15 protein-coding genes are annotated in these 13,379 nt (G+C 68.6%); 7 read left to right on the top strand and 8 right to left on the bottom strand.

What is annotated here, in order from left to right; all coding sequences use genetic code 11:
• Nucleotides 1-14 precede the first annotated feature (14 nt).
• The gene (locus BJP62_RS03510) at nt 15-749 is read left to right on the top strand and encodes a bifunctional 2-polyprenyl-6-hydroxyphenol methylase/3-demethylubiquinol 3-O-methyltransferase UbiG (RefSeq protein WP_070526581.1); all 735 of its coding nucleotides are present in this window, start codon (nt 15-17) and stop codon (nt 747-749) included.
• A gap of 54 nt (nt 750-803) precedes the next feature.
• On the opposite strand, the gene dkgB is transcribed toward BJP62_RS03510, so the two are convergent.
• The gene (gene dkgB, locus BJP62_RS03505; protein ID WP_070526580.1) at nt 804-1,607 is read right to left on the bottom strand and encodes a 2,5-didehydrogluconate reductase DkgB; all 804 of its coding nucleotides are present in this window, start codon (nt 1,605-1,607) and stop codon (nt 804-806) included.
• Between the two features lie 39 nt (nt 1,608-1,646).
• Nucleotides 1,647-2,846, bottom strand: coding sequence for an MFS transporter (locus BJP62_RS03500; RefSeq protein ID WP_070526577.1), 1,200 nt, complete (start codon nt 2,844-2,846; stop codon nt 1,647-1,649).
• 108 nt (nt 2,847-2,954) lie between these two features.
• On the opposite strand from BJP62_RS03500, the gene BJP62_RS03495 reads away from it, so the two are divergent.
• Nucleotides 2,955-3,848, top strand: coding sequence for a LysR family transcriptional regulator (locus BJP62_RS03495; RefSeq protein WP_070526574.1), 894 nt, complete (start codon nt 2,955-2,957; stop codon nt 3,846-3,848).
• A 97-nt stretch (nt 3,849-3,945) separates the two neighbouring features.
• Here BJP62_RS03495 and BJP62_RS03490 read toward each other — a convergent pair whose 3' ends face one another.
• On the bottom strand, nt 3,946-4,341 hold the full coding sequence (locus BJP62_RS03490) for a hypothetical protein (protein ID WP_070526569.1): 396 nt from the start codon (nt 4,339-4,341) through the stop codon (nt 3,946-3,948).
• Between the two features lie 42 nt (nt 4,342-4,383).
• Nucleotides 4,384-4,791: a VOC family protein gene (locus BJP62_RS03485; RefSeq protein ID WP_070526567.1), complete on the bottom strand. Its 408-nt coding sequence runs from the start codon at nt 4,789-4,791 to the stop codon at nt 4,384-4,386.
• Nucleotides 4,792-5,008: 217 nt separating this feature from the next.
• Between BJP62_RS03485 and BJP62_RS03480 the strand changes: the two genes are divergently transcribed.
• Nucleotides 5,009-5,488, top strand: a complete 480-nt coding sequence (locus BJP62_RS03480) for a VOC family protein (protein WP_070526565.1) — start codon at nt 5,009-5,011, stop codon at nt 5,486-5,488.
• Between the two features lie 31 nt (nt 5,489-5,519).
• Here the strand turns inward: BJP62_RS03480 and BJP62_RS03475 are convergent, their stop codons facing one another.
• The 4 genes from BJP62_RS03475 to BJP62_RS03460 all read right to left on the bottom strand — a co-directional run bounded on the left by BJP62_RS03475 (nt 5,520) and on the right by BJP62_RS03460 (nt 9,226).
• A complete protein-coding gene (locus BJP62_RS03475) occupies nt 5,520-6,179 on the bottom strand; it encodes an SGNH/GDSL hydrolase family protein (protein ID WP_070526563.1) in 660 nt (219 codons plus the stop codon).
• A 141-nt stretch (nt 6,180-6,320) separates the two neighbouring features.
• The gene (locus BJP62_RS03470; protein WP_070526560.1) at nt 6,321-6,773 is read right to left on the bottom strand and encodes a universal stress protein; all 453 of its coding nucleotides are present in this window, start codon (nt 6,771-6,773) and stop codon (nt 6,321-6,323) included.
• A gap of 137 nt (nt 6,774-6,910) precedes the next feature.
• Nucleotides 6,911-8,221: a ferric reductase-like transmembrane domain-containing protein gene (locus BJP62_RS03465; protein WP_168163781.1), complete on the bottom strand. Its 1,311-nt coding sequence runs from the start codon at nt 8,219-8,221 to the stop codon at nt 6,911-6,913.
• 81 nt (nt 8,222-8,302) lie between these two features.
• Nucleotides 8,303-9,226, bottom strand: a complete 924-nt coding sequence (locus tag BJP62_RS03460; protein WP_070526557.1) for a LysR family transcriptional regulator — start codon at nt 9,224-9,226, stop codon at nt 8,303-8,305.
• A 107-nt stretch (nt 9,227-9,333) separates the two neighbouring features.
• On the opposite strand from BJP62_RS03460, the gene BJP62_RS03455 reads away from it, so the two are divergent.
• The 4 genes from BJP62_RS03455 to BJP62_RS03440 all read left to right on the top strand — a co-directional run bounded on the left by BJP62_RS03455 (nt 9,334) and on the right by BJP62_RS03440 (nt 13,265).
• Nucleotides 9,334-10,101: a 3-oxoacyl-ACP reductase family protein gene (locus BJP62_RS03455; protein WP_070526555.1), complete on the top strand. Its 768-nt coding sequence runs from the start codon at nt 9,334-9,336 to the stop codon at nt 10,099-10,101.
• A 98-nt stretch (nt 10,102-10,199) separates the two neighbouring features.
• Nucleotides 10,200-11,204, top strand: a complete 1,005-nt coding sequence (locus BJP62_RS03450) for an HlyD family secretion protein (RefSeq protein ID WP_083300674.1) — start codon at nt 10,200-10,202, stop codon at nt 11,202-11,204.
• Nucleotides 11,197-12,132, top strand: coding sequence for an ABC transporter ATP-binding protein (locus BJP62_RS03445; protein WP_070526552.1), 936 nt, complete (start codon nt 11,197-11,199; stop codon nt 12,130-12,132). Before BJP62_RS03450 ends, BJP62_RS03445 begins: the two co-directional genes overlap by 8 nt.
• Nucleotides 12,129-13,265 (top strand): ABC transporter permease, encoded by a 1,137-nt coding sequence (locus tag BJP62_RS03440; protein ID WP_070526549.1) that lies wholly within the window; start codon nt 12,129-12,131, stop codon nt 13,263-13,265. Before BJP62_RS03445 ends, BJP62_RS03440 begins: the two co-directional genes overlap by 4 nt.
• Nucleotides 13,266-13,379 lie beyond the last annotated feature (114 nt).

Genomic DNA, 13,379 nt, shown 5'->3' with positions numbered 1-13,379 from the left:
GAAAAGGAACACCGATGGCACAGAATATTTACGACACCCCGGCCTTCTTCGAGGGCTACAGCCGGCTTGGCCGCTCGGTCGACGGCCTGGCCGGCGCGGCGGAGTGGCCGTCGCTGCGGGCGCTGATTCCCGGTCTGCACGGGCTGCGCGTGGTCGATCTCGGTTGCGGTTTCGGCTGGTTCTGCCGCTGGGCTGCCGGGCAGGGCGCGGCGCAGGTGCTGGGGCTCGATGTGTCGGAGAACATGCTGGCACGGGCGAGATCGGCGACCACCGAGGCCGCGGTGTCCTACGTGCGGGCCGATCTGGACAATCTGGCGCTGCCGGATGCGGGCTTCGACTTCGCCTACAGCGCGCTGGCGCTGCATTACGTCGAGGACATCGCCGGCCTGCTGGCCCGGCTGCATCGCGCCCTCGTGCCCGGTGCGCGGGTGGTGTTCTCGGTCGAGCACCCGATCTACATGGCGCCGAGCGCGCCGGGCTGGCTGACCGATGCCGCGGGGCGCAAGACCTGGCCGGTCGACGGCTATTCGGTCGAGGGCGTACGCACGACGAACTGGCTGGCCGATGGCGTGATCAAGCATCACCGCAGCATCGGCACCTGGATCAATACCCTGCTGGCGCAGGGCTTCACGATCAGCCATGTCGAGGAGTGGGCGCCGACCGATGCGCAAATCGCCGCCCGACCCGAACTGGCGGAGGAACGCGAGCGGCCGATGTTCCTGCTGCTGGCCGCGCAACGTTCGGGCTGAGGGCATCACGGCCATGATCGCCGCCGGGCGATCAGGGTCTTGCCCTGAGGCGTGTCAGTCCCAGTGCGGCGCAAAGTCCGGGTTGGCGAGCCGCTCGCCGCGGTCGAGCATGGCGATCGCCGCCATGTCATCGTCGCTCAGCCGCAGCGATCCGGCCTGCAGATTGGTGGCCAGATTGGCACGCCGCGTCGACGACGGAATCACCGCAAAGCCCTGCTGCAGCGACCACGCCAGCGCCACCTGTGCGGCGCTGCTGCCGTGCCGTTCGGCAATGCCGGCAATCACCGGGTCGTGCATCACCTTGCCGTAGGCGAGCGGCATATAGGCGGTCAGGTGGATGCCGTTGGCGCGGGCAAAGTCGGCCAGCTTGCGGTTCTGCAGGAAGGGGTGGATCTCGATCTGCAAGGTGGCGATATTGTCGGCGCCGACCGCGGCGATGGCCTGCTGCAGATGGGCGATGGTGAAGTTCGACACGCCGATTGCGCGGGTCAGCCCTTGTTGTTTCGCCTCCAGCAGTGCAGCCATGTATTGGGCAACCGGAATCGCGTCGGCCGGTGACGGCCAGTGGATCAGCGTCAGGTCGACCTGATCCATGCGCAATTTGGCGAGGCTGTCCTTCAGGCTGGGAAGCAGCGCATCGCGGCTCAGCGATGCCGTCCAGATCTTGGTGGTGACGAACAACTGGTCGCGGGCGATGCCGCTCTCGGCAATCGCCAGGCCAACGTCGGCCTCGTTGCCGTAGATCTGTGCGGTGTCGACGTGGCGGTAGCCGAGTTCGAGGCCGGTGCGGACCGAGTCGATGACGGTCTGGCCTTGCAGGCGGAAGGTGCCGAGGCCGATGGCGGGCATGGTGTTCATCTGTGTTCTCCGATATGGGGTCGATGGTGCGGGGTTTGATCAGCAGTCGGCGGTGGCCGGCTGCAGGGTCGGGGCGGGTGCGGTGCGGCGATCGAGGCGGCCGCTCAGTACGGTCAGGCCGAAGGCGCCGAGCACGATCAGCGCGCCGATCCACGGCGTATGCATCAGGCCGAGGTGCTCGACGATCAGCCCGCCGACCGAGGCGCCGATCGCGATGCCGACGTTGAATGCGGCGATGTTCAGGCCCGAGGCGACGTCGACGGCGTGCGGGGTGTAGTGCTCGGCCTGCTTGACGACGTAGACCTGCAGAGCCGGCACGTTGCCGAAGGCGACCACGCCCCAGGCGAGGATGGTGGCGACGATCAGCCATTGGCTGGTGGCGGTGAACGTCAGTGCCAGCAGCACGACGGCGAGCAGCAGGAAGATCAGCTTGAGCGAGGCGATCGGGCCGTGACGGTCGGCCAGCTTGCCGCCCCACAGATTGCCGAAGGCGACCGCGACGCCGTAAACCAGCATCACCAGACTGACCGCGTTGCCGCTGAAGCCGGCCACGTCCTGCAGGATCGGCGCGAGGAAGGTGAAGGCGGTGAACGAGCCGCCGTAGCCGACCGCTGTCATCGCATAGGCGATCAGCAGCCGCGGCTGGCCGAGCACCTGCAGCTGCTGCAGCACCGGTGCCGGCGGCGTGTTGCGGATGGTGTTCGGCAGCAGCGCGGCGATGCCGGCGACGGCGATCACGCCGAGCAGCGACACGGCAAGGAAGGTTTCGCGCCAGCCGAAATGCTGGCCGATGAAGGTGCCCAGCGGCACGCCGGTGACGAGGGCGACGGTCAGGCCGGTGAACATGATCGCGATGGCGCTGGCGGCCTTTTCCTTCGGCACCAGGCTGGTGGCGATGGTCGAGCCGATCGAGAAGAACACGCCGTGCGCCAGCCCGGTGAGGATGCGGGCGACGATCAGCGATTCGTAGCCGGGCGCGCGCCAGGCCAGCAGGTTGCCGACGGTGAACAGCGCCATCAGCGCCAGCAGCAGCGTCTTGCGCGGCAGCTTGCCGGACAGTGCGGTCAGGATCGGTGCGCCGATGGCGACGCCGAGTGCGTACAGGCTGACCAGCAGCCCGGCCGAGGGCAGGCTGACGTGCAGGTCGGCGGCGATGGTCGGAATCAGCCCGACGATGACGAACTCCGTCGTGCCGATGGCAAAGGCGCTGATTGTCAGCGCGAACAGGGCAAGGGGCATGGTGTTACTCCGTGATGGATGCCGTGAAGCAATGCCCCGCAGTGTCCCGGTTTTACATTTGCAGATTAAGATAGGTGTGTGGATAAGATATTTGACTGAAAATCAACAATGAAAACGACGCTCGACGAATTGCAGGCCTTTGTCCGCGTGGTCGACGCCGGTTCGATCAGCGCCGCCGCGGTCCAGCTCGGCCAGACGGTCTCGGGCGTCAGCCGGGCGCTGGCAAGGCTGGAAACCAAGCTCGACACCACCTTGCTGCACCGGACGACCCGGCGGATCGAGCTGACCGAGGAAGGGCAGGCCTTCCTGACGCACGCCTGCGGCATCCTCGCCGCGGTCGACGCCGCCGAGGAACAGATGGCGCAGCGCCGCCAGCAGCCGGCCGGGCTCTTGCGCGTCAACGCCGCATCGTCGTTCATGCTGCACGTGATCGTGCCGCTGGTCGGCGAGTTCCGCCGCCGCTACCCGCAGATCCAGCTCGAACTCAATACCAACGACCAGTTCATCGACCTGATCGAGGACCGCACCGACGTGGCGATCCGCATCGGCACGCTGCGCGATTCGACCCTGCACGCAAGGCCGCTGGGCCGCAGCCGGATCCGCGTGCTGGCGAGCCCGGCGTATCTGGCCGCGCACGGCACGCCGGCCAGCGTGGCCGATCTGGCCGGGCATAGCCTGCTCGGCTTCAGCCGGATCGACCTGCTGAACCGCTGGCCGCTGCGCGACGACGCCGGCAACGACGTGCACATCCGCCCGGCCGTGGCGGCGTCGAGCGGCGAAACGCTGCTGCATCTGGCGCTGGCCGGCGAGGGCATCGTCTGCCTGTCGGACTTCATGGCCGCTGCGGCGCGGGAGCGGGGCGAGCTGGTCGAGCTGCTTGCGGACGAGGCGCTCGACGTCTGCCAGCCCATCCATGCGGTCTATTACCGCAATACCCAGCTCGCATCACGGATCGCGTGCTTCCTGGATTACGTTGAAAGCATGATGCGCCGCCAGTTCTAGGCTGGCGCCTGTTGCGCGATCGTTGCCTGCTCCCCAAAACGGAAAAGCCCGGCAAGTGGAACCTGCCGGGCTTCGGGGTCGGGGAAGGCGGTCGCCGTCAGTCGTTCAGGCCCCAGAGCGCCACGAAGGCCCGTTCGACCGAGCCCGGGCGGGTCGTGTAGCGAAGGATGACCTTGCGGACGTTGCGGTCGTGCCCCCGCAGATCGAGGACCCGGCTGGCGCCGTTGGCCGGGATGACAAAGCGCATCGGCAGGACGTCCCGGCCGCCAGTGGAATAAACTACCGTCATGTCCAGCATTTCGATGGCGCGTTCGCGGGTGCGCAGCTGCAGTGCCTTGAAGTCACCGGCGCCTGCCGTGACGATGATTTCGTCATGATCGGCGGCCAGGCGCACCGTTCGCTCGCCGAGCAGTTTCCAGTTGTCGGCCAGCGCAAAGGAGCTGAACGACGAGAGGACGAGGGCTGTTGCAACGAGGGCAAGAATCTTTTTCATTGGATTGGTCACTTTGATGGAAGAGGGAAGTTGCAACTGCGCTTATTTTTCGACGTTGATCATCCAGGGGATGCCGAACCGGTCGACCAGCATCCCGAAGCCTTCCGCCCAGAACGTCGCCTGGTAGGGCATGAGCACGGTGCCGTTCTGCGCCAGCGCGTTGAACAGCGACAGCCCCTGGGCAAAGTCGTCGGCATCGAGGGAGAGCTGGAAGCCTTTGTGCTCCGTACCACTTTCGTCGCAGTCGGCGGCCATGATGGTGCTTCTGCCGACGACAAAGTTGGCGTGCATGACCTTGTCCTGCCAGCCTTCCCGGACGGGCATGCCCGCATCGTCAGGCATGTCGCGGAAATAGGAGATGAATGCGAGCTTTGCGCCGATCGCTTGCGAATAGAAGCGGATCGCCTCTTCGCAGTTGCCATTGAAAAAAACGTACGGTTGCACGTTCATGACGACATCCTTTTACCGGTTCGATTGATGGTGAACAGCGCGAAGCATGCTCCACGGCGCAGATGATGACGTTATGGTTGTATTGTGCAACAGTAAAAATTGGGATGACCCGCACGCCGCCGGTCATGCCCGTCCCTTCCGCAAGCCGCGATCGGCGACATACTGATAGCGATGGGCAGGGATGATCCGTCGCCCCCGACACTTCAGGAGTACCGACATGGTCAGCAAGAACACGATTTGCCTGTGGTACGACGGCACCGCGCTGGATGCTGCAGAGTTCTACGCCCGGACGTTTCCGGACAGCGCGGTAGGTACGATCCTCCGCGCGCCCGGCGACTATCCCGCGGGCAAGCAGGGCGACGTCCTGACCGTCGGATTCACCGTGCTGGGCATCCCCTGCCTCGGCCTGAACGGCGGGCCGGCGTTCAGGCACAACGAGGCCTTCTCGTTCCAGGTCGCGACCGACGACCAGGCCGAGACGGACCGTCTGTGGAACGCGATCGTCGGCAACGGCGGCCAGGAAAGCGCCTGCGGCTGGTGCAAGGACAAGTGGGGCCTGTCGTGGCAGATCACGCCCCGCGCCTTGACGGCGGCGATTGCCGATCCTGATCCGGCCGCGGCCGGGCGCGCGTTTGAAGCCATGATGGGCATGACCAGGATCGACATCGCCACGATCGAGGCGGCCCGGCGCGGCTGACGCACCCGGCGCCCGGAGGCGCGTCCAGCGATCAGCCGGGGACGAAAAAGCGCTCGGAAGCCGCGGCCGGCTGACCGAGGCCGAGGGCGCCGAACAGCGTGCGCGCGAGCAGCAGGTGGCCGTGCGCGTTCGGGTGGTAGACGTCGGCGTACAGCCAGCCGTTGTCCTGGCGCTCCCAGACCCGGGCATGGTCGACCAGCGGCGCGCCGGTCTCGGCGGCCAGCGTGCGCACGCAGTCGTTGTACGCCGGCAGGTGCAGGCTGCGCGCCGGGATCAGCCCGGCCAGCACCGGTGTCGACGTCTGCAGCACGACGTCGCCGCCCCAGTCGCGCACCGCGGCGATCATCGCCAGCAGGTTGGCGCGGAATTCGTCGAGCGGCACCAGTTGGCCGTCGGCCGGGTCATGGTTGCAGTCGTTCAGCCCGGCCATCAGCAGCACGACGTCGGGCCTGAAACGGGCGACGCGGGCAGGAAAGTGCAGCAGCAGCTGGCGGGTGGTGTAGCCGGAAAACGCGGTGTTGATGACGACGTCGTCCTGCCGGTCGAGCTCGAAGCGGACGCGTTCGTTGAAGTGCTCGCTGAACGATCGCGCGCCGAAGGTGTGGACGATGCCGTGGGTGATGCTGTCGCCGTAGAAGAGCCAGGTGACGGGGTGCGCGAGCCGGGACTGGATGGTGCGGAAGGCTTGCATGGACAGGGTTCCGGACGGAAACGCCCATCTTAGGCCGCATGCCGCCGGCACCGTTTTGCCGGTCTTGCCGAGCCCGCCGCGTGAACGGCATCGGGGCAGCCTCGGCAAAGGGCGGGCCGTGCGGCCCGCCTGTTGCCGCACTTATCGGGCGGCCGGATCGCGCACCATGACGACCGGAATCGTCGCGTCACGCACGACGCCCATCGCGTCGCTGCCCATCACCAGATGACGGATGCCGCGGCGGCCGTGGGTGCCCATGACGATCATGCCGGCTTCCCATTTCTTCGCTTCGGCGAGTACCAGATCGGCGACGGTACCGCCGTTCTTTTCGCGCAGCTCGGCGTCGGTCGGCACGCCTTCGGCTTCGGCGATCTTCAGCGCTTCGGCGAGCACGTCGCGGCCGGCGGCGCGGATCGACTCGACATAGTCGCTGACGTTGACCATGCCGCCGAAGTCGATGTACACGAGCTGCGGGTCGACGACGTGCAGCAGCCGCAACCGGGCGCCGAGACGCTTGGCGAGGCGCAGCGCTTCCTGCAGGCCGTGGTTGCTGGTGTCGCTGCCGTCTACCGGGACGAGGATGCGGTCATACATGGCGAACTCCTTTGCCGGGCTGGCCCGGATCGATGAGGTTGCGTTCGGGGACGGCCGCATGGCGATCGTCCCGCTCATGACTTCATTAGAAAGCGGCTTGCCGGCGGCAGCCTTGGCTCAGATCAAATTGTCATGGTTCAGCGCATCGCGAACAGCTCGCGGCGAAAGCGCCGCTCGGGCAGGCCGAGTGCATGCCAGCTTCTGGCCAGCGTGTCGCCGAGCGCCTGCGCCCCGCAGTACCACAGCGTCGACTGGCTGGCGTGGCGGTTGTCGGCGAGGATCTTCGCCAGCGTCAGCGGCCCGTCGCTGCCGCGCTGGATCCAGTGCAGGCTCACGCCGGCTTGCCGGCAAAGTGCCACCAGCCGTTCGGCGAACGGATCGCGGCCCGGCTCGCCGCCGCAGTAGAACAGGCTCACTGCTTGCCGGCTGCCGCCGTTCGCGGCCAGCCACTCGAGCCGGGACAGAAAGGGCGTGATGCCGATGCCGGTGGCGACCCAGACCTGGCCGTGACCTTCGTCGGCGAAGTCGAAGCGGCCGTAGGGCCCTTCGACGACGACCGGCTGGCCCGGCCGCAGCGCCTGCATTCCGCGGGTATCGTCGCCCAGCGCCTTGATCGCGAAGCGAACCTCGCGCGGGTCGAGGCCGGCCGACACGATCGTGAACGGATGCGGCTCGCCGTTGCCGATGCGCAGGTAGGCGAACTGGCCGGGCCGGTGCGGCATGGCATCGACGTTGCAGCACAAGGCGACGATGTCGTCGCCAAGCCGTTCGACCGCGGCGATCGTGCCCTGATGCCGGCGCTTGAGGCCGATGCGGCCGGCGAGCGAGCGCAGCGCGGCGACGCTGCCGGCCAGCGCGCAGAGCGCCAGCAGGGCGCCGAACGGCGTCGGCCACATCGCCGCCGGCAGCAGCACCAGGCCGTGGAAGGTGATGACGAGAAAGGCCAGCGCGAACAGCCGGTGGACCTTGCGGAACCAGTGGTAGGGAATGCGCTTGAGCAATGCGATCGCGACCAGCGCCAGCATTGCGTAGATCGCCCATTCGCCGAGATGCTTGGCCGGCCCGTGCAGCTGGGCGACGAGATCGGCCGCCTGGCCGCCTCCGCCCCCGCCGCGCGGCTTGGCGGCGATCCAGCCCCAGCCGGCCAGCCACTTCGGCACGAGCTTGATCAGCCAGTGCGCGGCGAACAGCAGTGCCGCGGCAATGCCGGCGTGCTTGTGCATCCGGTAGAGCTTGTCGAGGCCGCCGAGCCGGCGTTCGAGCCATGCCGGCCGGTTGGCGAGCAGCATCAGCCACGCCATCAGCACGTAGGACAGCATGCCGCTGAGCACGATGGCTTCCTTGCGCAGCGTCCAGACGGTGTGCGTCTGGGCGAACCACGCCGGATCGACGCTGAGGGTCCAGAGCACGCCGGTCACGAGCAGGATGGGCAGGGTCGTGGGTGTCATTGCTTCGTCCCGGATGGTCAACCCTGCCAGCATAAGCGCATTGATAGTCAATGACATTGACCTATGACAATGGCCGTAGCGTCAGATTGCCGAGAAGTGCCGCGCCCAGCCCTGCTCGCGGAACGACCCGGTGACGAAGTCGACAAAGGCGCGGGTCTTGGCCGGCAGCAGCTTCTGGCTGGCGAAGTACAGCGACACCGGGCCGGCGTCGGTATGCCACTCGGGCAATACGCGGCACAGCGCGCCGCTGGCCAGCTGCCGGTGCACGTGCGTCAGCGGCAGCAGGCCGACACCGAGTCCCGTCAGCACCGCGGTGCGCAGCGCGTCCGGATCGTTGACGACCATGCGCGGCGTCAACGACGCCGGCATCTCGGTGCCGTCGGCATGGCGCAGCGCCCGGTTGTTGATCCGCCCGGTGCGCGGCGAGCGCCGGAGGATGCCGTCCCAGCCGTCGAGGTCGCCCGGCCGCTGCGGCACCGGCCGGCCGCGCAGATAGTCCGGCGCGGCGACCGCGACGATGTGGACGCGCGCCAGTTCGCGCGCGACGACGCCCGGCGTCAGTTCGATGCCGCCGCCGACGGCCGCGTCGAAGCCGTCGCGGACCAGATCGACCTGGCGGTTGTCGAAATCCCAGTCCGGCACGATGGCCGGGTAGCGGCCGAGGAAGGCCGGCATCAGCGGCAGCAGGTACTCGCTGCCGAAGCCCGGTGCCGCCGCCAGCCTCAGTACCCCGGCCGGCTGGCCGGCGTTGGCGCTGACGTCGGCAATCGCTGCGTGGATCTGCGCCAGCCCGCCGCCGAGCCCGTGCAGCAGCCGCTCGCCGGCTTCGGTCAGCGCCAGCCCGCGCGTGCTGCGCTGGAACAGCCGGACGCCGAGATTGCGTTCGAGCTGGGCGACATTGCGGCTGACCGCCGCCGGCGTCAGCGCCAGCCGCCGCGCCGCGGCCGAGAAGCTGCCGGTTTCGGCGCTGCGGGTGAACGATTCGAGATTGGCGAGCGTTTCCATGGTCTTGCTTCAATGAATGCTTGAAACTGATTCTATCCGCTACCGGCTAACTGCTTGAAGTGGCGCGGCGCAAAGTACGGGCATCCACTCACCGCAAGGAGCCCCGCATGCCGACCAAGCACCAGCCGATCACCCCGCAACCGCTCGCCGGCAAGATCGCCGTCGTCACCGGCGCATCGCGCGGCATCGGCGCCGCGATCGCCCGCCGCCTTGCCGCCGACGGCGCGACCGTCGCGATCACCTATCACGCCTCGCCGGACAAGGCCGACGACGTCGTGCGCAGCATCGAAGCCGCCGGTGGCCGGGCACTGGCGATCCGGGCCGATGCCGGCGATCCGGCCGCGGTCCGCGCCGCCGTCGGCCGCGTTGCCGACGCGTTCGGGCGAATCGACATCCTCGTCAACAACGCCGGGATCAGCGTGATGGCGCCGGTCGACGGGATCGGCTTCGACGACTTCCAGCGCATCCTCGCCGTCAACGTCACCGGCGTGTTCGTCGCGACGCAGGAAGCGCTGCGCCATATGGGCGAGGGCGGCCGGATCATCCAGATCGGCAGCTCGATGACGCAGTACGCGGCGTTCGCAACCGCATCGGCGTACACCTTGAGCAAGGGTGCCGTCGCCGGTTTCACCCGTGGTCTGGCGCGCGATGTCGGCCCGCGCGGCATCACCGCCAACACCGTGCACCCGGGGCCGACCGACAGCGACATGAACCCGGCCGACGGCCCGGTCGCCGCGGCAATCGGCCCGCAGATCGCCGTGCAGCGCTACGGCCGCGGCGCCGACATTGCCGATGCGGTCGCCTATCTCGCCAGCCCGCAGGCGTCATTCGTCAACGGCGCCGAACTGCTGGTCGATGGCGGCTTTGCGGCCTGAGCGCGGGGCGGCCGCCCGTCGGCGGCAAAGCTTGATCGCGCGCAAGCAGCGGGCCGGCCGGCCTTGAGATTCACGCGTCGGTCGATCAATGATCAGGTATGCCCCGATCCAGCGCCCAGTCCTTTCCACCACGCAGGCCGCGCGCCGCGACGCCGCCGCGCCGGCGGCTGGCAGTGCTTGCGCTGGCCGTACTGGCCGGCTGCGGCGGGCCGGCATCGCCGACGTGGCAGGGCTATGTCGAGGGCGAGTACGTCTACGTCGCGACGTCGCAGCCCGGCCGGCTCGAGCGGCTGTCGGTCGAACGCGGCCAGCAGGTCAGCGCGGGGCAGCCGCTGTTCGCGCTCGAATCGGCCGACGAGGCCGCCGCGCAGCGCCAGGCCAGCGCACAGCTGGCCAGCGCGCAGGCGCAGCTCGCCGACCTCGGCACCGGCAAAAGGCCGGCCGAGATCGACGTGACCCGCGCCCAGCTCGTGCAGGCGCAGGCCGAGGCGGTCCGCGCCGCCGCCGAGCTGGCGCGCGTCCGGGGGCTGGTCGGCGCCGGTGCGGTATCGCGCCAGCAGCTCGACCAGGCGACCGCCGGTGCCGATGCTACCGCCGCGCTGGTCCGGCAGTTGCAGAGCCAGCTGCAGGTCGACGTGCTCGCCGGGCGCTCGCAGCAGATCAGGGCGCAGGCCGCACAGGTTGCCGCCGCGCAGGCGGCGCTGGCGCAGGCCGACTGGCTGCTCGGGCAGAAGACCGTTGTCGCACCGCGCGGCGGCCTGGTCGACGACACGCTGTACCGCGCCGGCGAGTGGGTTGCCGCCGGCCGGCCGGTGCTGCGGCTGCTGCCGCCCGAAAACGTCAAGGTGCGCTTCTTCGTGCCGCAGACCGTGCTCGGCGGCCTGAAGCTGGGCCAGCCGGTCCGGCTGCGCTGCGACGGCTGCCCGGCGCCGGTATCGGCGAAAATCAGCTACATCTCGGCCGCGGCCGAATACACGCCGCCGGTGATCTACAGCAACGACACGCGCGACAAGCTCGTGTTCATGCTTGAGGCCCGGCCGGCTGCCGCCGATGCGCCGCGGCTGCATCCGGGCCAGCCGGTCGAGGTCGTGCCCGATGGCTGAGGCGCCGGGTTCGGCCGGCGAGTTCGCGATCGACGTCGCCGGCCTCGACAAGCACTTCGGCAGCAAGCACGTCGTGCGCGGGCTGTCGCTGCAGGTGCGCCGCGGCGAGATCTTCGGCTTCCTCGGCCCGAACGGCAGCGGCAAGACGACGTCGATCCGGATGATGTGCGGCCTGCTGACGCCCGATTCGGGGCAGGGGCGCTGCCTCGGCCACGACATCCGCACGCAGCGCGAGCTGATCAAGCGCCAGGTCGGCTACATGACGCAGAAGTTCTCGTACTGGGACGACCTGACGATCCGCGAGAACCTCGATTTCATCGCGCGGATGTACGAGATGCCCGACCGCAAGGCCGCGGTTGCCGCGGCGCTGGACGGGCTCGGGCTGACGGCAAGGGCGAAGCAGCTGACCGGCTCGCTCTCGGGCGGCTGGAAGCAGCGGCTGGCGCTGGCCGCGTGCATGCTGCACAAACCGCAACTGCTGCTGCTCGACGAACCGACCGCCGGCGTCGATCCGGCGGCGCGGCGCGATTTCTGGGAAGAGCTGCACCGGCTGGCCGCGCAGGGGATCAGCGTGCTCGTCAGCACCCACTACATGGACGAGGCCGAGCGCTGCCACAAGCTCGGCTACATCGCCGACGGCCGGCTGCTCGCGCAGGGAACGGCGGCCGAGATCGTCGCCGGCCAGCGCCTGAGCACCTGGGCGGTCCGCGGCGACGGGCTGATCGCGCTGTCGCAGCGGTTGCGCGGCCTGCCCGGCGTCGACCAGACCGTGATGTTCGGCGGTGCGCTGCACGTCAGCGGCCGCGACGCGCCAGCGCTCGCGGCCACGCTGCAGCACGCGGCCGGCGGGCTGCGCGTCGAGCCGGTCGAGACCGGGCTCGAGGACGTGTTCATCTACATGATGAACGCCGCCGAGGCCGCGCGATGAGCCACCGCTTCTCGTTCGCGCGCTGGGCCAGCATCGTGCTCAAGGAGTTCCTGCAGCTGAAGCGCGACCGGATCACCTTCGCGATGATCGTCGGCATCCCGATCGTGCAGATGCTGCTGTTCGGCTTTGCGATCAACACCGACCCGCGCCATATGCCGACCGCGGTGATCGGCGCCGACCAGAGCGAATTTACCCGCTCCTACGTCGCGGCGATGCAGTCGTCGAGCTATTTCGACATCGTCGGCACGCTGCCGGACGAAGAAGCCGGCCGGGCGGCGCTGGCGCAGGGCAGGGTGCTGTTCGTGCTCAACATCCCGGCCGATTTCACCGCCCGCCTGCTGCGCGGCGAGCGGCCGTCGCTGCTGCTCGAGGCCGACGCGACCGACCCGACTGCGACCGGGATGGCGCTCGGTGCCGCCAGCCAGCTCGTCGACGTCGTCAGCCGCCGCGATCTGACCGGCCCGCTCGCGCATCTGGCCGCCGGCGAGCCGCCGTTCGACGTGCGCATCCACCGCTTGTACAACCCGGAAGCGATCACCCAGTACAACGTCGTCCCCGGGCTGATGGGCGTGGTGCTGACGATGACGCTGGTGATGATGACCGGGCTGGCGATGACCCGCGAGCGCGAGCGCGGCACGATGGAAAACCTGCTGGCGACACCGGTGCGGCCGCTCGAGGTGATGACCGGCAAGATCATGCCCTACATCGTCATCGGGCTGATCCAGGCCAGCATCATCCTGCTCGGCGCGCGCTTCGTGTTCCGCGTGCCCATGCAGGGCAGCCTGGTCGCGCTCTACGGCGTGGCGCTGCTGTTCATCGCCGCCAGCCTCACCGTCGGCATCACGCTGTCGTCGCTGGCGAAGAACCAGCTGCAGGCGATGCAGCTGACGGTGTTCTACTTCCTGCCCAACATCCTGCTCTCGGGCTTCATGTTCCCGTTCCAGGGCATGCCCGGCTGGGCCAAAGCGATCGGCGAAGTGCTGCCGCTGACCCACTTCAACCGCCTGGTGCGCGGCATCCTGCTCAAGGGCAACGGCTGGGCCGACCTGTGGCCGGACATCTGGCCGATGCTGCTGTTCACTGCCGTGGTGATGGCGGTTGCGGTGAGGTTCTACCGCGGCACGCTGGACTGAACGCCGGGCTTTGGCCTCGCCCCCCGCTACGGTGCCTTGGGGGATGCGCCATCCGGCGCCCGGTCCTGGGCACCGGAAACCGGCTCCGGCTTGCCGACGCGGGTCCGCGCGACG

The organism is Jeongeupia sp. USM3, from assembly GCF_001808185.1.
In the GTDB taxonomy this organism is placed as follows: domain Bacteria; phylum Pseudomonadota; class Gammaproteobacteria; order Burkholderiales; family Chitinibacteraceae; genus Jeongeupia.
This window is presented reverse-complemented; position numbering and strand designations above follow the sequence as displayed.

Coding starts and splice junctions, on each gene's coding strand:
- BJP62_RS03470 (WP_070526560.1), bottom strand. CDS start 6,773: ATGTATGACCGCATCCTCGTCCCGGTAGACGGCAGCGACACCAGCAAC.
- BJP62_RS03480 (WP_070526565.1), top strand. CDS start 5,009: ATGGTCAGCAAGAACACGATTTGCCTGTGGTACGACGGCACCGCGCTG.
- BJP62_RS03485 (WP_070526567.1), bottom strand. CDS start 4,791: ATGAACGTGCAACCGTACGTTTTTTTCAATGGCAACTGCGAAGAGGCG.
- BJP62_RS03495 (WP_070526574.1), top strand. CDS start 2,955: ATGAAAACGACGCTCGACGAATTGCAGGCCTTTGTCCGCGTGGTCGAC.
- BJP62_RS03460 (WP_070526557.1), bottom strand. CDS start 9,226: ATGGAAACGCTCGCCAATCTCGAATCGTTCACCCGCAGCGCCGAAACC.
- BJP62_RS03490 (WP_070526569.1), bottom strand. CDS start 4,341: ATGAAAAAGATTCTTGCCCTCGTTGCAACAGCCCTCGTCCTCTCGTCG.
- BJP62_RS03465 (WP_168163781.1), bottom strand. CDS start 8,221: ATGACACCCACGACCCTGCCCATCCTGCTCGTGACCGGCGTGCTCTGG.
- BJP62_RS03475 (WP_070526563.1), bottom strand. CDS start 6,179: ATGCAAGCCTTCCGCACCATCCAGTCCCGGCTCGCGCACCCCGTCACC.
- BJP62_RS03445 (WP_070526552.1), top strand. CDS start 11,197: ATGGCTGAGGCGCCGGGTTCGGCCGGCGAGTTCGCGATCGACGTCGCC.
- dkgB (WP_070526580.1), bottom strand. CDS start 1,607: ATGAACACCATGCCCGCCATCGGCCTCGGCACCTTCCGCCTGCAAGGC.
- BJP62_RS03440 (WP_070526549.1), top strand. CDS start 12,129: ATGAGCCACCGCTTCTCGTTCGCGCGCTGGGCCAGCATCGTGCTCAAG.
- BJP62_RS03510 (WP_070526581.1), top strand. CDS start 15: ATGGCACAGAATATTTACGACACCCCGGCCTTCTTCGAGGGCTACAGC.
- BJP62_RS03455 (WP_070526555.1), top strand. CDS start 9,334: ATGCCGACCAAGCACCAGCCGATCACCCCGCAACCGCTCGCCGGCAAG.
- BJP62_RS03500 (WP_070526577.1), bottom strand. CDS start 2,846: ATGCCCCTTGCCCTGTTCGCGCTGACAATCAGCGCCTTTGCCATCGGC.
- BJP62_RS03450 (WP_083300674.1), top strand. CDS start 10,200: ATGCCCCGATCCAGCGCCCAGTCCTTTCCACCACGCAGGCCGCGCGCC.